At 65.4% G+C, this 25,180-nt stretch carries 21 protein-coding genes; 16 read left to right on the top strand and 5 right to left on the bottom strand.

Going from position 1 to position 25,180, the window contains the following annotated elements; translation table 11 throughout:
• The first annotated feature begins 5 nt into the window (after window positions 1–5).
• Window positions 6–686: a response regulator transcription factor gene (locus AC54AG_RS03235; protein WP_070301262.1), complete on the top strand. Its 681-nt coding sequence runs from the start codon at window positions 6–8 to the stop codon at window positions 684–686.
• On the top strand, window positions 679–2,076 hold the full coding sequence (locus tag AC54AG_RS03230) for a HAMP domain-containing sensor histidine kinase (RefSeq protein WP_496629475.1): 1,398 nt from the start codon (window positions 679–681) through the stop codon (window positions 2,074–2,076). The genes AC54AG_RS03235 and AC54AG_RS03230 overlap by 8 nt, the downstream gene beginning before the upstream one ends.
• Here AC54AG_RS03230 and AC54AG_RS03225 read toward each other — a convergent pair.
• From AC54AG_RS03225 to AC54AG_RS03210, 4 genes are all read right to left on the bottom strand, one after another.
• Window positions 2,068–2,376 (bottom strand): hypothetical protein, encoded by a 309-nt coding sequence (locus tag AC54AG_RS03225; protein WP_338679676.1) that lies wholly within the window; start codon window positions 2,374–2,376, stop codon window positions 2,068–2,070. The two genes, AC54AG_RS03230 and AC54AG_RS03225, sit on opposite strands and share 9 nt — an antisense overlap.
• A complete protein-coding gene (locus AC54AG_RS03220) occupies window positions 2,376–3,095 on the bottom strand; it encodes an MgtC/SapB family protein (RefSeq protein ID WP_205412515.1) in 720 nt (239 codons plus the stop codon). The genes AC54AG_RS03225 and AC54AG_RS03220 overlap by 1 nt, the downstream gene beginning before the upstream one ends.
• A gap of 361 nt (window positions 3,096–3,456) precedes the next feature.
• Window positions 3,457–6,573 (bottom strand): efflux RND transporter permease subunit, encoded by a 3,117-nt coding sequence (locus AC54AG_RS03215; protein ID WP_496629474.1) that lies wholly within the window; start codon window positions 6,571–6,573, stop codon window positions 3,457–3,459.
• A gap of 3 nt (window positions 6,574–6,576) precedes the next feature.
• Window positions 6,577–7,815, bottom strand: coding sequence for an efflux RND transporter periplasmic adaptor subunit (locus AC54AG_RS03210; protein ID WP_456130044.1), 1,239 nt, complete (start codon window positions 7,813–7,815; stop codon window positions 6,577–6,579).
• Window positions 7,816–8,207: 392 nt separating this feature from the next.
• Here AC54AG_RS03210 and AC54AG_RS03205 point away from each other — a divergent pair, with 392 nt between their 5' ends.
• A complete protein-coding gene (locus AC54AG_RS03205) occupies window positions 8,208–10,742 on the top strand; it encodes a sensor domain-containing protein (protein WP_496629473.1) in 2,535 nt (844 codons plus the stop codon).
• An 8-nt stretch (window positions 10,743–10,750) separates the two neighbouring features.
• On the opposite strand, the gene AC54AG_RS03200 is transcribed toward AC54AG_RS03205, so the two are convergent.
• Complete coding sequence (locus AC54AG_RS03200) at window positions 10,751–11,722, bottom strand: endonuclease/exonuclease/phosphatase family protein (RefSeq protein WP_496629472.1); 972 nt, start codon at window positions 11,720–11,722, stop codon at window positions 10,751–10,753.
• Between the two features lie 37 nt (window positions 11,723–11,759).
• Here AC54AG_RS03200 and ybaK point away from each other — a divergent pair, with 37 nt between their 5' ends.
• From ybaK to AC54AG_RS03135, 13 genes are all read left to right on the top strand, one after another.
• A complete protein-coding gene (ybaK, locus tag AC54AG_RS03195) occupies window positions 11,760–12,251 on the top strand; it encodes a Cys-tRNA(Pro) deacylase (protein WP_219327864.1) in 492 nt (163 codons plus the stop codon).
• 97 nt (window positions 12,252–12,348) lie between these two features.
• Window positions 12,349–12,993: a glycerol-3-phosphate 1-O-acyltransferase PlsY gene (gene plsY, locus AC54AG_RS03190; RefSeq protein WP_254798540.1), complete on the top strand. Its 645-nt coding sequence runs from the start codon at window positions 12,349–12,351 to the stop codon at window positions 12,991–12,993.
• Between the two features lie 89 nt (window positions 12,994–13,082).
• A complete protein-coding gene (locus AC54AG_RS03185) occupies window positions 13,083–13,754 on the top strand; it encodes a DsbA family oxidoreductase (protein ID WP_456130046.1) in 672 nt (223 codons plus the stop codon).
• Window positions 13,755–13,824: 70 nt separating this feature from the next.
• Entirely contained in the window at window positions 13,825–14,115 is a 291-nt protein-coding gene (locus AC54AG_RS03180) for a DUF427 domain-containing protein (protein ID WP_034746917.1), read from the top strand.
• A gap of 39 nt (window positions 14,116–14,154) precedes the next feature.
• Window positions 14,155–15,114, top strand: coding sequence for a DUF2157 domain-containing protein (locus AC54AG_RS03175; RefSeq protein WP_496629471.1), 960 nt, complete (start codon window positions 14,155–14,157; stop codon window positions 15,112–15,114).
• Window positions 15,111–16,772 carry a GDYXXLXY domain-containing protein gene (locus tag AC54AG_RS03170; protein ID WP_496629470.1) on the top strand — a complete coding sequence of 554 codons (1,662 nt, stop codon included), beginning with the start codon at window positions 15,111–15,113 and terminating at the stop codon, window positions 16,770–16,772. The genes AC54AG_RS03175 and AC54AG_RS03170 overlap by 4 nt, the downstream gene beginning before the upstream one ends.
• Window positions 16,773–16,874: 102 nt before the next feature.
• Window positions 16,875–18,107: a metal-dependent hydrolase gene (locus AC54AG_RS03165; protein ID WP_331777037.1), complete on the top strand. Its 1,233-nt coding sequence runs from the start codon at window positions 16,875–16,877 to the stop codon at window positions 18,105–18,107.
• A 112-nt stretch (window positions 18,108–18,219) separates the two neighbouring features.
• Window positions 18,220–19,971, top strand: coding sequence for a cation:proton antiporter domain-containing protein (locus tag AC54AG_RS03160; RefSeq protein ID WP_034746925.1), 1,752 nt, complete (start codon window positions 18,220–18,222; stop codon window positions 19,969–19,971).
• Window positions 19,972–20,051: 80 nt separating this feature from the next.
• A complete protein-coding gene (locus AC54AG_RS03155) occupies window positions 20,052–20,960 on the top strand; it encodes an ion transporter (RefSeq protein ID WP_070301274.1) in 909 nt (302 codons plus the stop codon).
• A 49-nt stretch (window positions 20,961–21,009) separates the two neighbouring features.
• Entirely contained in the window at window positions 21,010–21,990 is a 981-nt protein-coding gene (locus AC54AG_RS03150) for a 3-oxoacyl-[acyl-carrier-protein] synthase III C-terminal domain-containing protein (RefSeq protein WP_496629469.1), read from the top strand.
• Window positions 21,991–22,000: 10 nt separating this feature from the next.
• Complete coding sequence (locus tag AC54AG_RS03145; protein ID WP_319990771.1) at window positions 22,001–23,038, top strand: NAD-dependent epimerase/dehydratase family protein; 1,038 nt, start codon at window positions 22,001–22,003, stop codon at window positions 23,036–23,038.
• Window positions 23,031–23,861, top strand: coding sequence for an MBL fold metallo-hydrolase (locus AC54AG_RS03140; protein WP_496629468.1), 831 nt, complete (start codon window positions 23,031–23,033; stop codon window positions 23,859–23,861). The genes AC54AG_RS03145 and AC54AG_RS03140 overlap by 8 nt, the downstream gene beginning before the upstream one ends.
• Window positions 23,858–25,171: a F390 synthetase-related protein gene (locus AC54AG_RS03135; RefSeq protein ID WP_496629467.1), complete on the top strand. Its 1,314-nt coding sequence runs from the start codon at window positions 23,858–23,860 to the stop codon at window positions 25,169–25,171. Before AC54AG_RS03140 ends, AC54AG_RS03135 begins: the two co-directional genes overlap by 4 nt.
• Window positions 25,172–25,180 lie beyond the last annotated feature (9 nt).

Here is a 25,180-nt window from a genome sequence, read left to right as displayed (position 1 = left end):
CAGGCATGAGAATCCTCCTGGTGGAAGACGACCGCAAGGCGGCGCGTCTGCTGGCCCGCGGCTTGCAGGAAGAAGGTTTTGTCGTCGATGTGGCGCACAGCGCGGAAGAGGGCGAGGATGAAAGCTACGCCGTCGACTACGATGCGATCGTGCTGGACTGGATGTTGCCGGGCAAGCAGGGCATCGACTTTTGCCGCGACCTGCGCACGCGCGGCATCCAGACGCCCGTGCTGATGCTCACGGCGCGCGACGCCACGGCCGACCGGGTGGCGGGCCTGAACACGGGCGCCGACGATTACCTGACCAAGCCGTTCGAATTCGAGGAGCTGCTGGCGCGCATCCGCGCCTTGCTGCGCCGCTCCGACATCAGCCGCCCGCTGGTGCTGGCGCTCGCCGATTTGACACTCGATCCCGTCAGCCACCAGGCGACGCGGGCCGGCGCGCCTCTGGTGCTCACTCCCAAGGAATACGCGATTCTGTTGATCCTGCTGCGCCAGGCGGGCGAGGTGGTCAGCCGCGCGCGCCTGGCCGAACAGATCTGGCAGGCGGACCTGATCGGCATCGATAACCTGATCGATGTCCACGTGCGCAACCTGCGGGGAAAAGTGGATGCGCCGGGCTTGCCGCCCTTGATCCATACGGTGCGCGGCCGCGGTTTCCGGTTGGCGGAAAACAACGGTGGCTAGCTTTCGCAAACGCCTATTGCTGGTGCATCTGGCCGTCATCCTCGCCATCGTCGCCTGCACGGCGCTGGCCGGCTACTGGGGCTTGTCGCGCGCCGTGCACGGCCAGCTCGATGCGGCACTGCTGGCACTGGGCGAGACGGAAATGGCTATGCTGCCGGCCGCGCCGCGCCAGCCCGTGCAGGTGCACGAGGTGGCGCCGGGACTGGCGCCGCCGTCGTTGACACGGCTCGATCGCCTGGTGCAGATCATCGATGGCGAAGGCCGCGTGCTGGCCCGCAGCCGCAACCTGGAGGCGGCGCAGCTGCCCGCGCCGTCCGCCCTGCTGGCGCGCCTGGCGGCCGGCGAGACCGTCTTCGAGACCCTGCCCAAGTTCGGCGAAGAGCCGCTGCGCATGGTGTCGATCCCCGTGCCCTCGTCCGGCGCGGGCCTGGCCGTGCAGGTGGCCGGTTCGCTCGACGACACCAACCACGTGCTTGCCGCGGCCACCGTGCTGTTTGGCGCCATGGCGCTGGCCTTGCTGGCGGCCGTGGGGCTGGCCGGCGAAATGCTCACGCGCCGCGTGCTAGGCGCCATCGATGACGTGGTGGACCAGGCGCATTCGATCGGCGAAGCCAGCCTGCACCAGCGCCTGCCCCATCCCGGCACGCACGATGAAATCGGCCGCCTGGTCGACACCCTGAACGCCATGCTGGACCGCCTGGAGGACGGCTACGATGCGCAGCGCCGCTTCACGGCCGACGCCTCGCACGAATTGCGTTCACCCCTGTCGCGCCTGCGCACGGAAATCGAAATCACCCTGCGCCGCCCGCGCGAAGCGCCCGAGTATGTCGATGCGCTGGCGTCCTGCCTCGATGAAGTGCAGCGGCTGACGACCCTGGTGGAAGAACTGTTGATGCTCACGCGCCTGGACGTGGGCCAGGAGCGTAATGCCGTGGAAACCATCGCGCTCAATCCCCTCGTGCGGGCGGCCGCGCAGCGCCTGGAAAAGGCGGCGGCGCAGCGCGGCATCCGCATCATCTTCGATGACAGTGTGGCCGTGCAGGCGCGCGTGGCGGCCGGTCCCGTGGATCTGGTGCTGGCCAATCTGCTCGATAACGCCGTCAAGTTTTCGCCGCCCGACAGCGTCATCGCCGTGCATGTGGCGCGCGATGGCGCGCATGCGATTGTCGGCGTGGCGGACGCGGGGCCGGGCATCGGCGTGGAAGACTTGCCGCATCTGTTCGAGCGCTTTTACCGGGGCGCGCAGGCGCGCGCGGGCGAGGCGCCCGGTTTCGGCCTGGGCCTGGCCCTGTCGCAAGCCATCGTGCACGCGTACGGCGGCAGTATCGAGGCGCAGAACCGCCCGCAAGGCGGCGCGCTGTTCCTCATGCGCCTGCCGGCGTCAGATTGAGGGCGCGACGCCTTCCCAGCGCACTTGCCGCACTTGCGGCCAGGCGCCCGCGCGGTTGACGAAGCGCACCAGCACGGCGCGCTGCACGGCCTGGCACAGCACCGTGGCGATCAGCTGCACCACCTGCCTGGCTTCGTCCCAGCTGCGCAGCATTTGCGACGGCGCCAGGCCCGCGCCTTTCAGTTCGGCCAGCAGCAGGCGCACGACGTGGTCCGCTTGCGCCGCAGGGCAGGTGACGGTCAGGCGGTAGGTGGCGACAGCCGGCCCACGTTTGGCAAACCAAAGGAAGAACTTTTTCATCACACACCTCGCTCAGCGACAAATTCCGCGTTGTTCACGAGCGCCCAGCGCACGGCCGAGACGCTGCCTTCCAGGCTCACCTGGCTGACGATCTGCTCCAGCAATCCCAGGCTGGACAAGGGCGTGAGCAAGTCGGCCCGCACTTCGATGCGTCCCGCGTGCGCGGCATCCTCGCTGTGCAAGGATTGCAGCATCAGGGCCGGCATGCCGCTGATCAAGCGCAGCATCAGCTTGCGCACCTGGACTTCCTGCTCCGCCTCGCATACGGCCGTCACGCGGTAGATGCTTTCCGTCTCGATGCCCGCTTCGCTGCCGTGCGCGTTGATGCGCTGCGCCAGGTGGCGCAGCACGAGGTTGGCGATCAGCACGAAGCCCGTGCCGATGGCCGCTTCCAGCGCAAACCCCAGGCCGCACAGGATGCCGATGGCTGCCGAGCACCACAGGGTGGCGGCCGTGTTCAAGCCGCGCACCGTCATGCCTTCGCGCATGATGACGCCGGCGCCCAGAAAGCCGATGCCTGACACCACCTGCGCGGCGATGCGCATATGGCCAGAGGCATCGCCTTCGAGCACGGAAACCATCACGAACAGCGAGGCGCCGACGGACACCAGCGCGTTCGTGCGCAGGCCCGCCATGCGCTGGCGCAGCTGGCGTTCGGCGCCGATCATGGCGCCCAGGGTCAATGCCGCGGCAACGCGCAGCGCAAAGTCAAATACCACCATTATTTCTCCCGGCTGGGGAGGAACAGGCGAGTGCATAAGGCGAAGACTATCCGCCCGGATTGGGGCAGCAGACGACAACGGTGGAACGAAGAGGGGGAAGTGGCGGCGAGAGAATACTGCCGCTGGTAAAACCGCACCTTGCCGAGGGCAAGGCGGGCGGAATGCGCGCGTCTTGCCTAAGGCCGATCGCCGATGGTCAATCGACTACTGTCACTGGAACAAGCACCCACGAGTCACTCCATATCATTGATAACGGGGACAGTCTAGCCAGTGGGGCTGCTTTGGTCAACTGAAGCTCTCTTCAGGAAGCCGCCGCGTCGTCCCCGCCAATGCGGGGACGGTGAAGGCGACCGGTGGATCAGTGGGCGTGTGCCTTGGCGTCGTCGGCATCGGCGTGGGCATGCTCGCCGCCGCCAAAGAAGCGCGCGGCGCGCTTGCCCAGGCTATCGAGGTAGGTGTAGGCGACGGGCACCACCACCAGGGTCAGCAAGGTCGAAGTGATCACGCCGCCGATGACGGCGCGGCCCATCGGCGCCTGCGATTCGCCGCCATCGCCCATGCCGATGGCCATCGGCAGCATGCCGAAGACCATCGCCAGGGTCGTCATCAGGATGGGGCGCAGCCGCACTTGGCCCGCTTCCATCAGCGCCTCGAACTGCCCCAGACCTTCGCGCTGGCGCTGGTTGGTGAAGTCGACCAGCAGAATCGCATTCTTGGTGACGAGGCCCATGAGCATGATGAAGCCGATCACGGAGAAGATGTTCAAGGTGCTGCCCGTAATGAGCAATGCAGCCAGCACGCCGATCAAGGAGAGCGGCAAGGACACCATGATAGCGATCGGCTGCAAAAAGCTGCCGAATTGCGAGGCCAGCACCAGGTAGATGAAGATCACGGCGATCCCCAGCGCCATCATCGCGCCGCCCATGGTTTCGGCCATCTGCTGCGCATTGCCGGCCACGTCGAAGCGCACGCCCGGCGGCAGGTCGATCGATTGCATCGCCTTTTGCACATCGGCGTCGACGTCGCCGGCGGGACGGCCCTGCACGCCCGCATAGATCGCGACGCGGCGCTGCAAGGCCTGGCGTTTGAGCACTTGCGGGCTCGATGACGGCACGAAGTCGACCACCTGGCGCAGCGGAATCATGACGGGCTTGCCGTTCGCGTCAAGCTTGCTCGACGCCAGCGACAGGTCGGCCAGGTCGGCCACCTTTTGCCGGCCCAACTTGGGCAGCTGCACGTTGACGTCGTAGTTCTGTCCGTCGGACGCCAGCCAGTGGCTGACCGTGTCGCCGGCGACAAACGGGCGCAGGGCATTGCCGATCTGCTGCACCGACAATCCCAGGTCGCTGGCCAGTTCGTTATTGATCTTCACGGTGGTCGACGGATTGGCGCCTTCCTGGCTGTATTCCATGTCGGCCAGGCCCTTGATGTTGCGCATCTTGTCCATCAGCGTGTGCGCCACCGCATCGAGCTTGCCTTCGTCCGTGCCGAGGATGGCGATGAAGATGGGACGCTGGCCGACGGACAGGGTGATGCCGGCAATCGGCGCCAGGCGCTCGCGGATCAGTTTTTCCAGTTCCTGCTGCGAGCGGCGCTTGTGCGTCTTGATGTCCGTCAGCTTCAGGTTCACCTCGGCCGCATTGCGTCCATCGGGCGTGCCGATATTGGCCACCAGGCTGTCGATCTCGGGGAATTCCTTCAGGGCCGTTTCGATCTGGCGCACTTTGCTATCCGTATATTCGAGGCTGGAGCCGACGGGCGTCTTGAAGCGCAGGTTGACCCAGCCCTGGTCCGTCTCGGGGAACATCTCGCCGCCGATCATGGGCACGAGCATCAGGCTGCCCGTGAACAGGGCCACGGCCGTGGCCAGTGTCGTCTTGCGCCAGCGCAGGGCCAGGGCCAGCACCTTGCCATACCAGACGTGCAGACGGTCGATGCCCGTCTCGATCCAGGCCATGAAGCGGCCCAGCCACGGCACGTATTTGAAGCGGTCCTTGACGGGGTCGCGCCAGACGGACGACAGCATGGGGTCGAGCGTGAAGCTGACGAACAGCGACACGAGCACGGCGACGGCCACGGTGATGCCGAACTGCAGGAAGAAGCGGCCGATGATGCCGTCCATGAAGGCGACGGGCACGAATACGGCGACGATGGCGAATGTGGTGGCCATCACGGCCAGGCCGATTTCATTGGTGCCGTCGTTGGCCGCCTTGTAGTGGTTCTTGCCCATGCCCAGGTGGCGCACGATGTTTTCGCGCACGACGATGGCGTCATCGATCAACAGGCCGATGCACAGGGACAGCGCCATCAGGGTCAAAAAGTTCAGGGTAAAACCGAAGGCCTTCATGGCGATGAAGCTGGCCAGCACGGAGATCGGCAGGGTCAATCCCGTGATGATGGTCGAGCGCCACGAGTGCAGGAACAGGAAGACGATCACCATGGTCAGCACGGCGCCTTCGATGATGGTGCGCTTGACGTTATTGAGCTGGCTTTGCACGCGTTCCGATTCGTCGTCGAGCACCCGCAGAGTGATATCGGGCGGCAGGGTCTTTTGCAGGGCGGCCGCCACTTTCAGGATGCCGGTGCCCACTTCCACCACGTTGGCATCCTGCACCTTGGTGATTTCCATCGTCACGGCCTGCTGGCCGTTCATGCGCGAGATCGACAGTTCTTCCTGTTCGCCATCGACGACGGTGGCTACCTGGTCCAGGTAGACGGGGCCGACGGCGCGGCGCGCGACGATGATCTTGCCGAATTCGCGCGCATCCTTGATCTTGCCTTCCACGCGCACCAATTGCTCGGCCGCGCCATGGCTGATGGAGCCGGCCGGCAAATTGGTATTCGTGGCCTGGATGGCGCGGATCACTTCATCGACGCCGATGCCCTGGGCATTGAGCTCGATCGGCTTCATGCTGATGAGGATCTGGCGCGCGCGCAAGCCGCGCAGCTTGACTTGCCCCACGCCGGCCACGCCCTGGAAGCGCTTGCTGATGATCTGCTCCGTCATGGTCGACAGCGCGCGCAGGTCATGTCCGGTGGAGGTCAGCACGATGGTGGCGATGGGGCGCTCGTTGTCGCCTTCGGCGCGGGCGATGAAAGGGTCCTTGGCTTCTTTCGGGAAGCGCGGGCGCACCAGGGCCACCTTGTCGCGCAAGTCCTGCATGGCCTTGTCCATGTTCGTCGACAGCTCGAATTCCAGGTAGACGCCGGCGCGTCCTTCCCACGAGTTGGCGCGGATGGTCTTGATGCCGCTGACGGTGTTGACGGCGTCCTCGATGGGGCGCGTGATATCGTTTTCCACGGCTTCGGGCGAGGCGCCCGGGTAGTTCACTTCAATGGCGGCGAACGGGAACTGCACGCTGGGCATGCTCTCCACGCCCAGGCCACGGTAGGAGAAGATGCCCAGTACTACCAGCGCCACCATGACCATGGTGGCGAAGACGGGATTTTGAATACTGACTTTGGTCATCCACATGGCTCAGTCCTTCCGTGCCAGCACGGCTGCCGGCGCGGCGGGAGCGGGAGCGGCGGCGGGCGCGGCGAAGGTCACGCCGTGGCCAGGTTTCACGCCATCGAGCTTGGCGACGATGACTTTCGCGCCCGGCACTAGGCCGGACGTCACTTCCGCATAGCCTTCATCCTCGTTGCGCAAGCCCAGGGTGACGGGCTGGGCGACGACCTTGTTGTTGACCAGCGCATACACGACGGGGCCCTGTTTTTCATTGCGCACGGCCGTCAGGGGCACCAGCGGCGCCACGGGCGAGCGCTCGGTGACGATGCTGCCCTTGGCGAACATGCCGCCGCGCAGCGCGCCATCGCCATTGTCGACGGCGATGTAGACGAGCATGGCGCGCGAGCCGCTCTCGGTGGTGGGATTGATGCGCGTGACCTTGCCGGCGAAGTCGCGCGCGCCGAAGCCGTCGACCTTGAAGTGCACATCCTGGCCCAGCTTGATGCGGGGGATTTCCGCGCTGGGCACGGGCGCTTCCAGGGTCAGCTGCGCCAGGTTGACGATGGTGTAGACGGGCATGTCGGGCGAGACTTTTTCGCCGGCCTGCAGGTGGCGCTTGCTGACGATGCCGGCCATCGGTGCGCGGATTACCGTGTCGGCCACCGCGATGCGGGCGATGTCGACCATGGCGGCGGCGGACTTGACGTTGGCGCGCGCCAGGTCGACGGAGTTTTGCGTCGTGTCGTAAGCCGTCTGCGAAATGTATTTTTGCTTGAGCAGCGCCTGGCTGTTCGCTTCATTCTTGCTCGCCATCGACAGGCGCGCCTGCGCTTCGTCGAGCATGGCTTGCTGCTGCGTCAGGCGGGCGCGCTGGTCGGCCGCGTCCAGGCGCACGAGGATTTGCCCATTGGCTACTTGCTGGCCTTCCTGCAAGGTCGTTGCCTCGATCACGCCGGAAACCTTGGCCTTGATGGTGGCCTGGGTCACGGGCGCCAGCGAGCCGGACAGGGGCAGGCTGATACTGAGGGCGCGCGCATCGATGGCGGCCACGTCGCCCTGCGCCAGTTCATGCACGGGCGTCTTTTCCTGCTCCTTCTTCTTGCTCGCCTGCTGCTCGGCCGCCTTGGCGGCTTGCTGCTTCGACTGCATCACCGTCCAGCCGCCGCCGGCCAGGCCCAGCACGACGAGGATCAAGACGGGCGTGCGCCAGCGCCGGCGGCGCGTGGCGGCAAGGGGGGAGGCGGGGGGCAGGGTCTCGTTTTTCATAGGTTTTTTAGTCAGGAGCGGCGCAGGGGTTCGGCGCCAGGTCTCGGTGCGGCCGGCCTGCGGCAGGCCGGGGGAATTCGGGTAGCGCATCACCGTGGCGGCCGCAGACAGCACGCCTGCCGCTGCGCCCGTTCACGGCGATGCGCATGTTGCCACTTTAGGAAGATTCAAGCCGGGCCGCCATCGCCATGCGACAGATTGCACAAAATCGGGGCTGGAATGCAAAAAACGGCGACCGGAGACCACGGCCAGCATGCGCGCCATGCGCGTCACGATGCTTGCGCATCCTCAAGAAGCCGATTCGCCGGCGCGCAAGAATGGTCGGGATGGTTGCGCCACCGGACAGGCCATACGCCCGCCGGTTGCCGCGCGGCCGCGCCACAGGGGGCCTGATGTCTGATCGGATTGCCGGAGCCGCCCCGTCGCCGGGCCGTTTGCTGGCCGCGGCCGAACCGCAGGCGGGGCCGGCCGGCAAGGCGCTCGATTTGCTGTCGATCATCGTTGCCGCGATCGAACAGGCGCCCGGCCTGGCCGTGCGCGGCATCGACCGCGACGGCATGGTGCGCTACTGGAGCGCTGGCGCGGCGCGCCTGTATGGCGTGGCGGCCGAATTGGCGCTGGGCCAGCCGTGGGCCACAGTGGCCGCCGCGCTGCCCGGCGCCGCCAGCGTGGCCGAGGCGGCGGCGGGCGAACTGGCAGCCGTGTGGGAAAGCGGCAAGGCGCGCAGTACGCGCCTGTGGAAGCTCGCTGCCGACGGGGCCGCGCCGCGCTGCATCTGCTCCACCGTGTTTCCCGTCATCCAATCCGGGCGTGTGCGGCAAGTGGTCTGCGTCGATGTCGACATCACGGCCGGCGGCCACGACGGCGCCGCGCAGGGCGCGTTGTTGCTGATGGGCGACAATTTCCGCCAGCTGTACGAGAAATCGGCCGACGCCATTTTGCTGTTGCGCGACGAGCATATCGCCGAAGCGAATCCGGCCGCCATTGCCCTGTTCCGATGCGAAGACCGGCCACGGCTGCTGGGGCGCCGCCTCAGCGACTTTTCGCCCTTGCGCCAGCCCGATGGCGCATTGTCCTCGTTGCGCGGCACGCAGCTGGCCGCGCAAGCCCATGCCGACGGCAACTGCCGCTACGACTGGCGCTATCAGACATGCACTGGCGAGCTGTTCTGGGGCGAAGTGCTGCTCACGTCCGTCACGCTCGACCACACCTATCTGTTTTATGCCGTGATCCGCGATATTTCCTCGCGCAAACTCGCCGAGCGTGCCCTGTACCTGTCGGCACAGGTGGTCGAACATGCGCGCGAAGCCATCGTCGTGATGGATCCGCAACAGCGCGTCGTCAGCATGAATCCCGCGTACAGCGAGATCAGCGGCTACAGCCTGGACGATATGCTGGGCAAGCCTTTTGTGTTGCACGGCGTGGAGCCGGACGCGCCCGCGTTTTTCGACCACGTGTGGGATGAGGTCGAGGCGAACGGCTATTGGCAAGGCGACATCCTGGGCCAGCGCAAGGCGGGCGGGCGCTACCCGGCCTGGCTGTCGCTGACGGCCATCCGCGACCCGCAGGGGCAATTGAGCAATTACCTGGCCATCCTCAGCGATATCAGCGAGCGCAAGAAGAACGAGGAACACACGCGCCACCTGGCCGAGCACGATTTCCTCACCGATTTGCCGAACCGGGTGCTGCTGCTGGACCGGCTGTCGCTGGCGCTGGCGGCCGCGCGGCGCAAGCTGAGCATGCTGGCCATCCTGTACCTGGACCTCGACCACTTCAAGCACATCAACGACAGCATGGGCCACCACGTGGGCGACTTGCTGCTCAAGGAAGTGGCACGGCGCCTCGTGCGCTGCGTGCGCGGCGTCGATACGGTCAGCCGGCACGGCGGCGACGAGTTCGTCATCATCCTGGCCGAGGTGGGCGGCATCGACCAGGTGGCCCACGTGGCGGCCAGCCTGCTGCATGCCGTGACGCAGCTGTACCAGCTGGGCGAATATGAACTGCACGTGTCGACGTCGATCGGCGTGGCCATCTTTCCCAGCGATGGCGACGGCATCGATACCCTCGTGCACAACGCCGACATCGCCATGTACCACGCGAAGGAAAACGGGCGCAACAATTTCCAGTTTTTCAATGCCGAAATGAATGCGCAAATCGTCGAGCGGGCCAGCCTGGAGCAAGGCTTGCGCGAAGCGCTGGGCCGCGATGAATTCGTGCTCGAGTTCCAGCCCGCGCTCGATGTTGCCAGCGGGCAGATCCTCGGCGCCGAAGCGCTGCTGCGCTGGCGCCACCCGCAATTGGGCGTGCTGCCGCCCGAGCGCTTCATCGCCGTGGCCGAGGAATGCGGCTTGATGGTGTCGATCGGTAACTGGGTGCTGCGCCACGCCTGCCTGCGCGCACGCGCCTGGCACGATGCGGGCCATGCCTGGAGAGTGGCCGTGAATCTGTCGCCGGCGCAATGCCTGCACAATAATTTATTGCTCAGCGTACAAGAAGCGCTGGCCGCGTCGGGTTTGCCTGCCGCCAGCCTGGAACTGGAAGTGACGGAATCGTTGCTGATGAAGGGCGGCGCACGTTTGGCCGGCGTGCTGGCGCAGTTGCGCGCGCTGGGCGCCAGGCTGGCCATCGACGACTTCGGCACCGGCTATTCGCGCCTGGCCAATCTGCGCCATTACCCGGTGGACAAACTCAAGATCGACCCCTCGTTCCTGCCTGCCGCTGCGGACGGCGCGGCGGGAGAGTCCGACACGGCGGTCGCCGCCACCATCATCGCCATGGCGCGCGAGCTGCAATTGACGGTGATCGCCGAAGGCGTGGAAACGGCGCAGCAACTCGCGTATCTGCGGGGGCAGGGCTGCCAGCAATACCAGGGGCGCTTTGCCAGCGCGCAAGTCGAAGGCAGTGCTATGGGGAAGTTACTACATTAGTGAATGAGTTAATGGATATTTCCCAGCAGCTTGATGCGCGCCAGCACCTGGCCATGGTCGGATGCATGCGGCAAGCCCAGCAGCAGATGGTCGTTGAGATACGTCACTTCCTGCAGCACGCCGATGGCGCGCGGCGAGGCCGGATGAAAATGTTCGGACACGAGGATGTGGTCGATCGTCATGTAGGCGCTGTCGTGGATATTCGTGTAGCCCACGTGGCGCAAGGCATCCTGGCGCAGCTGGATGGCGTTGGCGTCGTACAGGCGCGCGCGCATTTCCGGCATGTCACCATGCGGTTCGCACGGCGCGCCCGCGCCCATGACGATGGCCGTCGTGACGGCATTGGCGATGTCGTTGAAGTCGCCCAGCACGATGCGGGGACGGCCGCTATGGCCCAGTTCGCTTGCCAGCACGCGTAGGGCCACGGCCTCCGCGCCGCGCCGCTGCAGCGAGCGCAGGTTGGCCAGCGCGTAGGCGGCCGCATCGTTGCCATCGCCATGGCGGTAGTCGGGCCGGCGCGATTTCAAGTGCACGACGACCACGTCCGTGAGCTGTCCGCCAGGCAAGATGACCTGCACGTGCAAGGGCGCGCGGGCGAAGCGGCAGGCCTTGTCCTCGGCGGAGACGCTCACGCCGGCGGGAAAATCCGCCCAGGCCACACCGGCGCCCACCAGCGGCAGGCGCGACACGAGCGCCACCGTGGGCAGCATGCGTCCGGCAATATCCATCGCGTCGTAACCGGCCACGGTGGCTTCGCGGTAATGGCGCGTGCGCGACAGCACGTCGCGCAGGGCCGCTTGCGAGAAAATTTCCTGGAAGCCGATCACGTCGGCGTCGAGCAGGTCGATCTGCCGCGCCGTCCACTCCGCCTTGGCTGCGTATTGCGCCGGGCTCAACGGTTCCAGGTTGTCATACAATTTCGCCCCGGCGGGGGCAAGGTTGCAGACATTGAATGTGGCAAAGCGGATTTCTTCCTGCATAATTAGCACTCCTCACTGAACGATCAGCGTATCACGCATGGCTAAAAAAGAGCATATTTCCGAAACCCAGGCGACGCAGTTGCTGCGCAAGCATCAAGTTTCCTTCGAAGAACACCCGTATCCGTATGAAGAGCACGGCGGCACCAGCGTGTCGGCGCGCGAACTTGGCGTGCCCGAACACGATGTGATCAAGACCCTGGTGATGCAGGACGAGGCGGCCAAGCCGATGATCGTGCTCATGCATGGCGATTGCAAGGTGTCGACCAAGAACCTGGCGCGCTCCATCGGCTGCAAATCCGTCGAGCCGTGCAAGCCCGACGTGGCGCAGCGCCATTCCGGCTACATGATCGGCGGCACCTCGCCGTTCGGCACGAAGAAAGCCATGCCCGTGTACGTGGAGCAATCGATCCTGGAATTGCCGCGCATCTACATCAATGGCGGGCGGCGCGGTTTTCTCGTCTCGCTGGCGCCGCAGGTACTCGTGGATTTATTGAAAGCCAAGCCGGTGCAGTGCGCCTTGCAGGATTAAGAAAACCAGTCCCCGCCCTGTCCTTGGACTGGGCGCTGGTGTATATTCTGCTGCGCCAGCCTCGATGCTGGTGTAATAAACACAATAAAGGGAAGAAATGAATCCAGTAATCACAACCGTGGCAATGACAGTGGCCGCTTACTTGCTCGGCTCGATATCGTTTGCCGTGGTGATGAGCAAGGTCTACGGCATTGCCGACCCGCGCACCTATGGCTCGAAAAATCCGGGCGCCACCAACGTGCTGCGCAGCGGCAACAAGGGCGCGGCCATCATGACCCTGCTGGGCGATGGCGCCAAGGGCTGGCTGGCCGTGTTCCTGGCCGACCATTTTGCCGGCGCGCTGGGCGTGGGCGACATGGCCGTGGCCCTGGTGGCCATCGCCGTCTTCCTCGGCCATTTGTGGCCCGTGTTCTTCCGCTTCGTCGGCGGCAAGGGCGTGGCGACGGCGCTCGGCGTGCTGCTGGGCATCAATCCATGGCTGGGCCTGGCAACCCTGGCCACGTGGCTGATCATCGCCTACGCATTCCGTTATTCTTCGCTGGCAGCCCTGGTGGCGGCCCTGTTCGCGCCGTTTTACTATGGCTTGCTGTTCGGCGTCGATCCCATCTTGCTGTCCGTCATCGTCATGAGCGTGCTGCTCGCTTACCGCCACAGCCAGAACATCGCGAACTTGCTCTCTGGCAAGGAAAGCAAGATCGGCGGCAAGAAGGATGCGGCCAAGGCGCCCGTTAAGAAAAAGTAAAATGCCGGGGTCAGACCCGTCGGGTCTGACCCCAACCTTGCGGCGCCGCGCGGTGCGGCCGCCACCGACTCGCGCAAAGGCTGCCCACCATGACTGTTTCTACCTCCTCCGCCACTCCCACTCCCGTCCGTATCGATTTCGTTTCCGACGTTTCCTGCCCTTGGTGCGTGGTCGGCCTGAAATCGCTGGAGCAGGCGCTGGACAAGCTGCAAGACACCGTCCAGGCCGACATCCACTTCCAGCCTTTCGAGCTGAACGCCAACATGCCGCCCGAAGGCGAGGATATCGGCGAACACATCGCCCGCAAATACGGTTCCACTCCGGAACAGATGGCGCAATCGCGCGAAGCGATCCGCGCGCGCGGCGAACAGCTGGGCTTTACCTTCGCCATGGACAAGCGCGGCCGCATCTACAACACGTTTGATGCCCACCGTCTGTTGCACTGGGCCGCCCTGGAAGGGCGCCAGAAGGAACTCAAGATGGCGCTGTTCGATGCCTATTTCACGCAAGGGCAGGACCCATCCTCGCACGAGGTGCTGCTGGCCGTGGCCGGCAAGGTGGGGCTCGATACCGTGAAAGCGGCCGACGTGCTGGCATCGAACGCCTATGCGGACGAGGTGCGCGCGCAGGAACAGTTCTATCAGCAGAACGGCATCAACTCGGTGCCGGCCGTCATCATCAACGAGCGCCATTTGATTTCCGGCGGCCAGCCGCCTGAAGTGTTCGAGCAAGCCTTGCGCCAGATCATCGCCGGCGCCTGAACCGGGCGCCAATGGCGCGCGCCATGACGGTTAATTTCGGCTACACTCCGCAGTGAAGGAGGATAGCCAAATGCCAACAGCCCGCTGGAATGGCGCCGTCATCGCGCAAGCGACCGATGCGCAGGTGCAAGTCGTTGAAAACAATATATATTTTCCTTTGTCTGCGGTGACGCAGGACTACCTGCGTCCCAGCAGCCACACGAGCGTCTGCCCCTGGAAGGGCACGGCCAGCTATTACGACCTCGTCGTCGACGGCCAGGTCAATGCCAACGCGGCCTGGTATTACCCCAAGCCCAAGGATGCCGCCAAGCAAATTGCTGGCCACGTCGCCTTCTGGCGCGGCGTCAGCGTCGAGCGCTGACACTTTCTTTCCATACTAAAAATCAATAGAAAGCAGACGATGGATTTACGCCTCGCCGTGTACCAACTCGCCTCGGCCCATGCGCTCGATGCCCAACAAACCCGGCAGTTGCAGGAAGTGGCCGGTTTCCAGCGCGAACCGGCGCGCCTGGCCTACTGGCTGCCGCGCGGCGTGGCCGTGCTGGGCGCCGCCTTGCTGGGCATGGGCCTGATCTGCTGGGTGGCCGCCAATTGGGAAGACTTCGGCCGCATGGGCCGCTTTGCCCTGCTGCAAGGCATGTTTGCCGCTGCCTGCGTGGGCGCGTTTGCCGTGCCCAAGGCGCGCGTTCCCTTGTTGCTGCTGGCCTTGCTGGCCATCGGCGGCCTGTTCGCGTATTTCGGCCAGACCTACCAGACGGGCGCCGATCCGTGGCAGCTGTTCGCCCTGTGGGCCGTGCTGGCCTTGCCCCTGTGTTTTGTCGCGCGCAGCGATGTGCTGTGGACGCCGTGGATGCTGGTACTGTCGACGGCCGTCACGCTGTGGATGCAGGCCCATGTGCGCCATAGCTGGCGCATCGATTCGTCCGACCTGAGCATTTTCCTCAGCGGCTGGCTGGCCGTGCTGCTTGCCTGTGCGTTTGTCTCCCCCCTGCTGGCGCGCTGGACGGGCGCGGGCAGCTGGGCCCTGCGCCTGGGCCTGGTGCTGGCCACCATCCTCATCACGGGCACGGCCGTCAGCGCCCTGTTCGGCAATGAGATCGAGTCGCCGTACTGGGCCGGACTGGGCTTGCTGCTCGTCGCCGGCGTCCTGCTGGCCACGGGCCGGTTCTTTGACGTGTTCGGCCTGAGCGCCGTGGCGCTCGGTATCAACACCTTGCTGGTGGGCGGCCTGACGCACGTGCTGTTCAACGGCCATGGCGACGGCGTCGGCGCGCTGACCGTGCTGGGCTTGCTGGCCGCCGTGCTGCTGGCGCTGACCGTGCAAGGCATACTGTGGCGCACGCGCCGGGAGGCGGCATGAGCAATATCAATACTCAACGAACCGATGCGCTCGCCACCCTGATCGACGACGCCACGCGCGCCGGCCTGCTGCCGCCCAACGCCACCCGCCCCGTGCAGGATGTTCGGCCGTGGCCGCTGGTGCTGATGACGGCCTTCGGCGCCTGGCTGGCCGCCATTCCCCTGATGATTGCGCTGGGCGTGGGCCTGGAAAGCATCGTGCGCCACGGTCCCGGCGCGTATGTCGTGGCCGCCATCGTGCTGGTCGTGGCCGTGCTGCTGATCCGCACGCGCGGCGTGGCGCTGTTCGTCGAACAACTGGCCGTGCCCTGCCTGCTCGTGGGCGGCGGCCTGCTCGGCTATGCCCTGTACCGCGACTATTCCACGCAGACGGCGTCGCTGCTGCTGTGCCTGGCGTGCCTGGTGGTGGCCGCCGCCTTGCCGCGCGACTGGCTGCGCGTGCTGCTGGGACTGGTCGCCTGCGGCTTGCTGGGGCTGGGCATCGTCGATAGCACGCGCGACTGGATTTTCGAGAACGACCCCACGGAACTGTATTTTGCCTGGATGCTGGCCCTGGCACTGTGGCTGGCCGCCCACTGGCTGCAGAAGCAAGCGTTCAACGACGGCCGCGGCGCGCCCGTCGCCGCCTTCCTGGAATCGCTGTCGACGGGGTGGGTATTGGCGATCCTGCTGGGGCTGGTCTTCTGGTCCGGCATGACCTTCATGCTGGGCGGCGCGTTGGGCGGAGGCTTTGCCGGAGAAGTGGCGCGCGAAGTGACCCGGCACCAGGGTATTGCCTGGTATGCGCAGGCCTTGAATGGCGTGTCGCTTGTATTGGCCGCGGCCGCTGCCGCCTGGACGGGGTGGCGCTGGCCCGCGCTGCGCCAGTTGCCCGCCATCGGCGTGGCGCTGGTGCTGATCGTGCTGGCGTGGTTCATGCCGGGGCTGGGTCCGGTGCTGCTGATCCTTGCGTATTGCGTGACGAGCGGGCGCTCGCGCGTGGCCGTGGCGGCCGTGCTGGCGGCGGCGTGGATCATCGGCAGCTTTTATTACCAGCTGGCCTGGCCGCTGGCCAGCAAGGCGGCGCTGCTGGCGATCGCGGGCGCCGTGCTGTGCGCCCTGTCGTGGCTGGCCACGCGCGGCGCCGTGCTGCACCTGGTGGAAAACAAACCGGCGGACGTGGCGCTTGAGCGCCGCTTCTTGCGCCTGGGCGTGCTGGGCGGATTGCTGCTGGTGCTGCTGGTCGCCAATGGCGGCATCTGGCAAAAAGAGCAGCTGATTGCCAAGGGGGAAGCTGTCTTCGTAGCGCTGGAACCGGTCGATCCCCGCTCGCTGATGCAGGGCGACTACATGCGCCTCAATTTCGTCAATCTGGGCGTGCTGAGCACGTTGGCCAGCGTGGAGCGGGCGCCCGGCCGGCCCTTTGTCGTGGCCAGGCGCGATGCGCGCGGCGTGGCGGAACTGCTGCGCCCCTACACCAAAGAGGCGCTGGCGCCCGGCGAATTCCTGCTCGAGCTGACGCCGAAGGATGGGAACTGGGTGCTGGTCAGCGATGCCTGGTTCTTCAAGGAAGGCGAGGCGGCGCGCTGGGAAAAGGCGCGCTATGGCGAGTTCCGCGTGCTGCCCGATGGCCGCGCCTTGCTGGTGGGCATGCGCGGGGAAGATTTACAGGCGCTGTAGCCGCTTGATTGAACAAACCCAATGGCAGAATCCGGGGTCGTAACCTGAGGGTACGACCCCAGCCTTTGCTCTTGGGGTGGCCGCATCCTGTAAAATTGCCCGATGGATAATATTACGCATTCGGTCATCGGCCTCGGGGTCGGCGAACTGGTACACCGCAGCCTGCCGCCCGAGCCGCAAGCCCCCGCACAGCGCACCCGGCGTGCGCTGTTTCTCTTTACAGCATGGTTTGCCAGCAACGCGCCCGATCTCGACCTGGTGCTGACCAAGTTGTTGCCACGCCCCTTCGGCTACATGCTGCACCACCGTGGCCACACGCACACCTTGCTGCTGGCCTTGCCCCAGGCGCTGCTCTTGCTGGCCTTGCTGTGGCTGTTATGGCCGGGCGCGCGCCGTCTGCTGAAGGAAAGCGTGCCCGCCCGCATCGGTCTGGCCGCTTGCCTGCTGCTGGGATTCTGCTTGCACATGAGCATGGATTTCCTCAATTCCTATGGCTTGCACCCGTTCTATCCGTTTGACAGCCGCTGGCTGTATGGCGACATGGTCTTCATTGTCGAACCGATGTTCTGGGTGCTGCTGGGCGTGCCAGTGATCATGTCCTTGCGCTATGGCATCGTCAAAAGCGTGCTGCTGGCGGGGCTGGCGGCGGCCCTGTGTTTCTTCACCTATAAAACCTATCTGGCGCCCGCCTCGCTGGCCGTGCTGCTGGGGCTGGGCGTGATCCTGGCCGTGCTGCAGGGACGGGCCGGCGAACGGGGACGCGGTCCATTGCTGCTGGCTTTCGCGCTGGCCGCCACCTTCATCGGTACGCAGGGCGTGGCGTCGGCCCTCGGCCGTACGCGCATCGAGGCGGCCGTGCAGCGGCTCGATCCCGGCACGCGCGTGTGGGACGTGTCGATGACGGCCTTCCCCAGCAATCCGCTGTGCTGGATCTATGTCTCGCTCGACAGCAAGACGGACGTGTACACCCTGCGGCGCGGCACCCTGAGCCTGCTGCCCGCATCGCTGGCGCCCGCCGCCTGCCCGGCCGGGCTGGCCGAGACGGGCAAGAAGGAGCAGCAACTGGCGCCCGGCATCGCCGTGTCCGCCCGTGCGGAGGGCAGCCTGGCCGCCTTGCGTGCCTTGCAGGAAGACAATTGCTATGTCGACGCCTGGTTCCGCTTTGCGCGCATGCCCAGGTTGAATGCGGACAAGCTGACGGACGTGCGTTTCAATCCTGGCATGCAGCCCAATTTCACGACCGTCGAATTGCAACAGTTCCGCAGCCGGCCATGCCCCGCCTATGTGCCGGGCTGGGACCGTCCCCGCGCGGACATGCTGGCGCCGCCGAAATAGAGAACGGCTGTGTTGCTTTTAGGCAAAAAATATCGCGGGTGCGCCTGTTTTGCCACGACCCAGCATGCAATAATTGCCAATTCGGCATGGATATCATTAAGTTAGGACTATTTTGGAAGAGCAGCACGCCTTACCGTATTTGCGAGAAACCCTGCTGTTTCTCGCCCTGGCCGGGATTTTTATCCCGCTATTGCAACGCCTGAAGGTCAACCAGGTGCTGGGCTTCCTGGCCGTGGGCGCCCTGTTCGGCCCGTTCGGCTTCGGCCTGTGGGCCGGCGATTTTACGTGGCTGACGTATTTCTCGTTCGTGCGGGCCGAGCAGGTGAGCGGCCTGGCCGAGCTGGGCGTGATGTTCTTGATGTTCATGATCGGCCTGGAACTGTCGACGGAACGGCTGTGGGCGCTGCGGCGCTGGGTGTTCGGCGCGGGCGTGGGGCAGGTGGCCGTCAGCGCTTGCCTGATCGGCGGCGTGGCGTATTATTTTGGCCTGTCGCTGGAAGCGTCCATCGTGCTGGGCCTGGTGCTGTCGCTGTCGTCGACGGCCGTCGTGATGCAGTTGCTGACCGATCAGCGTTCCTTGCAGACGCCGGCCGGCCAGGCGGGCTTTTCCATTCTGATGTTCCAGGATTTGATGGTGGTGCCGCTGTTCATCCTGATCGACGTCTTCGCCAGCGGGCGCAGCGACGACCTGGCGTATCTGCTCAGCTTTGCGGCCGTGAAATCGGCGGGTGCCATCCTGCTGATCTATCTGCTGGGACGCCGCGTGATCCGCCCGCTGTTCCAGTTCTTTGTCAAGAAGCACCAGCCCGACGTGTTCATGGCCCTGACCTTGCTCAGTACCCTGGGCATCGCCGGCCTGACGTATCTGGCGGGCCTGTCGATGGCGCTGGGCGCCTTGCTGGCCGGCCTGCTGCTGGCGGAAACGGAATTTCGCCACGAAGTGGAAGTGACGATCGAGCCCTTCAAGGGCTTGCTGATGGGGCTGTTCTTCATGTCCGTGGGCATGCAGATCGACGTGCGTGAAATCCTCAAGTCGCCCGTGCTGATTCCCTTGGCCGTGCTGAGCCTGTTTGCGCTGAAGACCTTGGTCATCAGCGTGATTTTCCGCATCGGCGGCTTTCACTGGGGGCGCGCCGTGGAAACGGGCGTGCTGCTGGGTCAGGGCGGCGAATTCGCCTTCATCGTCGTCGCGTATGCGCTCGGCACCAAGCTGATCGGCCCGCAGGTGGCGCAGTTCGTCATGCTGGTGGTGGGCCTGAGCCTGTTTGCCACGCCGGCCTTGGCCAAGGCGGCGCGCGCGTTCGGCAACTGGTGGGAACAGCGCCACCACCATCAGCTGGCCGACCTGGCGCACGGCGCGCTGCCGCCGCAGGGCAGCACCGTCATCATCGCCGGTTTCGGCCGGGTGGGGCAGTTGCTGGCCAAGGTGCTGACGGAGCAGGATATCGCGTATGTGGCGATTGAAAACGACGCGCGCCTGGTGACGACCCTGCATCCGCGCGGTTTCCCCGTGTATTTCGGCGATGCGTCGCGCGCGGAACTGTTGCAAAAGGTGAATGCGGACCGGGCTGCCGCCGTCGTGCTGACGATGGACCATGCGGCCTCCGTGCTGCATGCCGTGAAATCGATCCGCCGCGAATATCCGCAGCTGCCCGTGTATGCGCGGGCCCGTGACGAGGCGCATGCCGTGGCCCTGATACTGGCGGGCGCCACCCTGGTCGTGCCCGAGGCGCTGGAGTCGGCGCTGCAGCTGACGGCCACGGTATTGCACGAGGTAGGCCTGTCGGAAGCGCGCACGACGGACATCGTGCAAGCCGAGCGCGACCGGCGCAATGCCGTGCTGCTGGCGAAAAAGCTGTCGTAGTGCTGCCGTAGCGCAACAGTGCGTGTCGCCGTGCTTTGTCAATTATCTATACAATAATAGTATATGAGCACATCAACCACATGAAAGCCGCGACGAAAAGCGGAGCGGCGCCCCTGACGCCGCAGCAGCTGGCGGCGCAGGAAACGCAGCAAAAATTTGGCAAGCCCGAGCGGGGCTGGCGCGAGAAGGTGTACACCGTCATCTTCGAGGCGGAAACGCGCACGGGCCGCGCCTTCGATTTGCTGCTGATCGCCGCCATCCTGATCAGCGTGACGGTGGTCGTGCTCAGCAGTGTCGCCTCTGTGGCCGAGCGCTATGGCACCTGGCTGACGGCGCTCGAATGGTTTTTCACGATTTTATTCACCATCGAATACTTCGCCCGCCTGGCGTGCCTGCAGCATCCGGTGCGCTACGCCAAGAGTTTCTTCGGCGTTATCGACTTGCTGGCCATCGTGCCAACCTACATCGGCTTGCTGTTGCCGGGCGCGCACGTACTGATCGACGTGCGCATTTTGCGCCTGCTGCGCATGTTTCGTATCCTCAAGCTCACGTCGTATGTGCATGAATACACGGTGCTGGGGCGGGCCTTGCTGGCCAGCCGGCGCAAGATCCTCATCTTCCTGTCGTTCGTCATGATGGTAGTCTTTCTGCTGGGCACAGTGATGTATGTGGTGGAAGGGCCGGAAAACGGTTTCAGCAGTATCCCCACGTCGATATACTGGGCCATCAGCACCATGACCACGGTGGGTTTCGGCGATATCACGCCGAAGACCGACATCGGCCGCACCATCGCCTCGCTGATGATGTTGCTGGGCTGGGGCATCCTGGCAGTGCCCACCGGCATTATCAGCGCCGAGATGACGGTACAGCGCAGCTCCAAGCTGGTCACCACGCGTACCTGCCCCACGTGCCTGAAAGAAGGGCTCGACGACGATGCCAATTTCTGCAAGAACTGCGGTGTCGCATTGCCGCCGCTGGCCCGCGATTAGCGCCTGAACCCTTCATCCACCGTTTTTACTTTACTTTTTTAAGGCCAACATGATTCCAGTTCGCCTGATCGCGACGGGCAAGGCCGTGCCGTCGCACAGCGTTACCTCCGCCAGCCTGGACCTGAAACTGGGTCATCCGACCGGCTACACCTTGCGCAAGAGCGGCGTGCTGTCGCGCTTTGTCGCCGCGCCCGACGAATCGCAAAGCCAGCTGGGCGCCGCCGCCCTGCTCGATGCGCTGAAGAATGCCAGCCTGCGTCCGGCCGACATCGATCTTCTGATCTGCGCCTGCGGCGTGCCCGAGCAGGCGTTGCCGAATACGGCCTGCTTCGTGGCCGAACATGCGGGCTTGCCGCCTGGCACGCAAAGCTTCGATGTCAACGCCAGCTGCCTCAGTTTCATGGCTGCCTTCCGCGTGGCCGCGTCCATGCTGGCCGGCGGCGCCTATCGGCGCATCGCCATCGTCTCGTCCGACCTCGCGTCGCGCGGGGTCGACTGGAGCGAGCCGGAAGCGTCGATGATCTTTGGCGACGGCGCCGCCGCCGTCATCGTCGAGCGGGGCGACGGCAGCGCTGGCATCCGCGCCTACAAGATGGGCACGTATCCGGAAGGGCGGCGCTACTGCGAAATCCGCGGCGGCGGCACCGAGCGCAACCCGCGCAACGGCTGCGAACCGGGCGACTACCTGTTCCGCATGGATGGCAAGGCCGTGTTCCGCCTGGCCGTCAAGGTGATGCCGGATTTCCTCGCAGAATTGATGGCCGAATCGGGCGCGGGACTGGATAAAGTCGACGTGGTCGTGCCACACCAGGCCAGCCCGCTGGGCCTCGCGCATGCGGCGCGCATCCTCGACGTTCCCGATGCTAAAATCATCAAGATCTTTGAAACGCATGGCAACCAGGTGGCCGCGTCCTTGCCCACCGCCCTGCACGAGGCGGTGATGACGGGGCGGGCCGTGGCAGGCCAGCGTTTGCTGATGATGGGCACGGCCGCTGGCCTGACCATCGGCGGCATGATACTTGACCTGTGAAGGTGGGGCGATGAGGCGGATACTGGTCACGGGAGCGACGGGCGGGCTGGGGCGCAATGCCGTGCGCACTCTGCTGGCGCAGGGCGTGGAAGTGCGCGCCACGGGCCGCAACGCCGCCGTGGGCCGCGAACTCGAACGCATGGGCGCGCAATTCGTCGCGCTCGACCTGGCGCAGGCCACGCCGCGCCAGGTCGATGAACTGGTGCGCGGCATGGACACCGTCTGGCACTGCGCCGCGCTGTCGTCGCCATGGGGCGCGGAACGCGACTTCATCGCCGCCAACGTCACGGCCACGGCCCAGCTGCTGCGCGCGGCCGCCAGCCTGCACGTGGCGCGCTTCGTGCACATCTCCACCCCGGCCATCTATTTCGACTACCGCAACCGCTACGAGGTGCCGGAAAGCTTCCGTCCCGACGCCTTCGTCAACGCGTATGCACGCAGCAAGGCGATGGCGGAAAAACTGGTGCAGGAGTGCGTCGACCGCCAGCGCGGTATGACGTGCGTGATCCTGCGACCACGCGCCATCTTCGGCCCGCACGACCAGGTCCTGATTCCGCGCCTGGCGAGGGTGCTGCAGGAGCGCGGCGGCAAGCTGCCGTTGCCCAATGGCGGCGCGGCCACCATCGACGTCACCTATGTCGACAACGTCGTGCATGCGATGTGGCTGGCCACCGTGCACAAGACCATCGCTTCGGGCGCCGCCTTCAACATCACGAATGGCGAACCGGCGCGTCTGTGCGATATCTTGCGCACCCTGTTCTGCGACCATCTGCAGCAGCCGTTCGAGATCGTCAGCGTGCCTTACCGCGTGCTGGCGGCGGTCGCGCGCCTGATGCAGTTCGCCTCGCGCTTCACGCGCCGCGAGCCATCGCTGACGCCCTACAGCATAGGCGCGCTCAGTTTCGACATGACGCTCGATAATGCCAAGGCACGCAAGGTGCTCGGCTACCGTCCCATCGTCAGCCTGCAGGACGGCATCGCCCGCACGGCGCAGTGGATGCGCCAGGAAGCGGCGGCGCACAAGGTGGGCAAGGAGCGCAATGGCTAGCATCACCGCGTTTCGCGTCGGCCACTGCACGCATCCTTCGTGCATGGTCCTGAAAGGCAGCGGGCTGGCCAGCCGCTGCTTCCCTTCGCGCGCCTACCTGATCGAAACGCGCGCGGGCCTGTACCTGTGGGACACGGGCTACGCCGAACACTTCCGCGCGGCCACGTCGAAAGGCGTGTACCGCATGTATGCGTGGGTGACGCCGATTTTCTTCGACGAGAACGAGTCGCTGCAGGGCCAGCTGCGCGCGCATGGCGTCTCGCCCGGCGACATCCACACCCTGCTGCTGTCGCACTTTCACGCCGACCATATCGCCGGCATGCGCGACTTTCCCGGCGCGCGGCTGATGGCGTCCAAAACCGGTTGGGACGCCGTGCGCGGCCTGTCCGGCGTGGCCGCCGTGCGCCAGGCCTTCGTGCCCGAGCTGCTGCCGAACGATATCGCCGACCGCCTCGCCTTTGTGGAAAGCGTGCCCGAAACGGCCCTGCCGGCGGCCCTGCTGCCATTCACGCACGGGCGCGACGTCAGCGGCACGGGCGAGATCTACATCGTTGACTTGCCCGGCCACGCCATCGGCCATCTGGGCGCCTTCGTGCTGCAGGAGGGCGGCTGGACCCTGCTGGCGTCGGACGCGGCCTGGGTGCCGGAAAGCTTCCAGCAGTTGCGCGGACCATCGGAACTGTCTTTCATCATCCAGCACAAGCGCGCGCCGTACTACGCCACCCTGAACCGGCTGCACCAGTTGCACCAGTCGGGCAATGCGCAGATCCGCATCACGCATGAAGATACGGTCGACTACATTGCCGTGGCGGGCCGCCCGTGAAGCGTATCGTCTGGCTGTTGCTGTCGTACTGGCGCACGCGCCGCTTGCGCTTTGCGGACCGCGCGCAGCTGGCCGCCTACCAGCGGCGGCAACTGGCCCGTTTTATCGACACGCTGTGCGCGCGCAGCCGCTACTTTGCCCCATACCGCAACTTGCCGCTGGCGCAGTGGCCGACGATGAACAAGGCGCTGATGCTCGAGCATTTCGATGCCATGAACACGCAAGGGGTGACGCTGGCGCAGGCGATGGATGCGGCCATGGCGGCCGAGCATAGCCGCGACTTCACGCCGGCCGTGGGCGACATCACGGTGGGCCTGTCGTCGGGCACTTCGTCGCGGCGCGCCGTGTTTACCGTCAGCCCCCGCGAAAAGGCGCAATGGGCGGGCGTGATGCTGGCCAAGGCGCTGCCCGACGGCCTGTTTTCCGGCGAGCGCGTGGCCCTGTTTCTGCGCTCGAACAGCAATCTGTACACGGCCGTACGTTCGCCGTGGCTGACCTTTGCCTTTTACGATCTGTTCGAACCGTTCGACGCACTGTGCGCGCGGCTGGCGCAATACCGGCCATCCGTCATCGTCGCGCCGGCCCAGGTGCTGCGCCAGCTGGCCCTGCGCGTCATCGACGGCAGCCTCGCGCTGGCGCCGAAAAAAGTCATCTCCGTGGCCGAAGTGCTGGAAGCGCAGGACCGCACGCTGATCGTGCAGGCGTTTGGCGCCGTGCATGAAATCTACCAGGCCACCGAGGGTTTCCTTGCCAGCAGCTGCGAGCACGGCGTGCTGCACCTGAACGAAGAATACGTGCACATCGAGCCGCAGTGGCTCGATGCGGAAGACGGTGAACCGCGCCGTTTCGTACCCGTGATTACGGACTTTACGCGCATCACGCAGCCCATCGTGCGCTACCGCCTGGACGATATCCTGATCGCGCGCGCCGCGCCATGCCCGTGCGGCCGCGCCACGCGCGCCATCGATGGCATCGAAGGGCGCTGCGACGATATGTTGTTCTTGCCATCCTTGCCATCTGTGCAAGGCGGCTCACCGGTCGCCGTGTTTGCCGACGTGCTGACGCGCGCGTTTGCGCAAGCCTTGCCGGCCGATGCCGATTACCGCCTGGTGCAAACGGGCGAAGCTGCCCTGCAGCTGCATGCGGCGCTGGACGATGCGGGCCTGGCCGCCCTGCGCACGCACCTGGCAACGGTGCTGCAGGGCCTGGGCGTGGCTGTCGATAGCCTCGCCTGGACGGCGAGCAGCGAACTGCCTCCCTTTGACCCCACCATGAAACGGCGCCGCATCCGGCGCCTTGCCACCGCATGAAATCTGTAG

The organism is Janthinobacterium sp. BCJ23 (assembly GCF_059617945.1).
Note: the sequence above shows the minus strand (reverse complement) of the source record. Positions and strands in the feature narration are given on the sequence as shown.

Bases quoted from the DNA above. Each gene is read 5' to 3' on its own strand.
- AC54AG_RS03165 (WP_331777037.1), top strand. From the start codon at position 16,875: ATGGATAATATTACGCATTCGGTCATCGGCCTCGGGGTCGGCGAACTG.
- AC54AG_RS03145 (WP_319990771.1), top strand. From the start codon at position 22,001: ATGAGGCGGATACTGGTCACGGGAGCGACGGGCGGGCTGGGGCGCAAT.
- AC54AG_RS03180 (WP_034746917.1), top strand. From the start codon at position 13,825: ATGCCAACAGCCCGCTGGAATGGCGCCGTCATCGCGCAAGCGACCGAT.
- plsY (WP_254798540.1), top strand. From the start codon at position 12,349: ATGAATCCAGTAATCACAACCGTGGCAATGACAGTGGCCGCTTACTTG.
- AC54AG_RS03235 (WP_070301262.1), top strand. From the start codon at position 6: ATGAGAATCCTCCTGGTGGAAGACGACCGCAAGGCGGCGCGTCTGCTG.
- AC54AG_RS03155 (WP_070301274.1), top strand. From the start codon at position 20,052: ATGAAAGCCGCGACGAAAAGCGGAGCGGCGCCCCTGACGCCGCAGCAG.
- AC54AG_RS03140 (WP_496629468.1), top strand. From the start codon at position 23,031: ATGGCTAGCATCACCGCGTTTCGCGTCGGCCACTGCACGCATCCTTCG.
- AC54AG_RS03150 (WP_496629469.1), top strand. From the start codon at position 21,010: ATGATTCCAGTTCGCCTGATCGCGACGGGCAAGGCCGTGCCGTCGCAC.
- AC54AG_RS03200 (WP_496629472.1), bottom strand. From the start codon at position 11,722: ATGCAGGAAGAAATCCGCTTTGCCACATTCAATGTCTGCAACCTTGCC.
- AC54AG_RS03215 (WP_496629474.1), bottom strand. From the start codon at position 6,573: ATGTGGATGACCAAAGTCAGTATTCAAAATCCCGTCTTCGCCACCATG.
- AC54AG_RS03205 (WP_496629473.1), top strand. From the start codon at position 8,208: ATGTCTGATCGGATTGCCGGAGCCGCCCCGTCGCCGGGCCGTTTGCTG.
- AC54AG_RS03175 (WP_496629471.1), top strand. From the start codon at position 14,155: ATGGATTTACGCCTCGCCGTGTACCAACTCGCCTCGGCCCATGCGCTC.
- ybaK (WP_219327864.1), top strand. From the start codon at position 11,760: ATGGCTAAAAAAGAGCATATTTCCGAAACCCAGGCGACGCAGTTGCTG.
- AC54AG_RS03225 (WP_338679676.1), bottom strand. From the start codon at position 2,376: ATGAAAAAGTTCTTCCTTTGGTTTGCCAAACGTGGGCCGGCTGTCGCC.
- AC54AG_RS03210 (WP_456130044.1), bottom strand. From the start codon at position 7,815: ATGAAAAACGAGACCCTGCCCCCCGCCTCCCCCCTTGCCGCCACGCGC.
- AC54AG_RS03170 (WP_496629470.1), top strand. From the start codon at position 15,111: ATGAGCAATATCAATACTCAACGAACCGATGCGCTCGCCACCCTGATC.
- AC54AG_RS03185 (WP_456130046.1), top strand. From the start codon at position 13,083: ATGACTGTTTCTACCTCCTCCGCCACTCCCACTCCCGTCCGTATCGAT.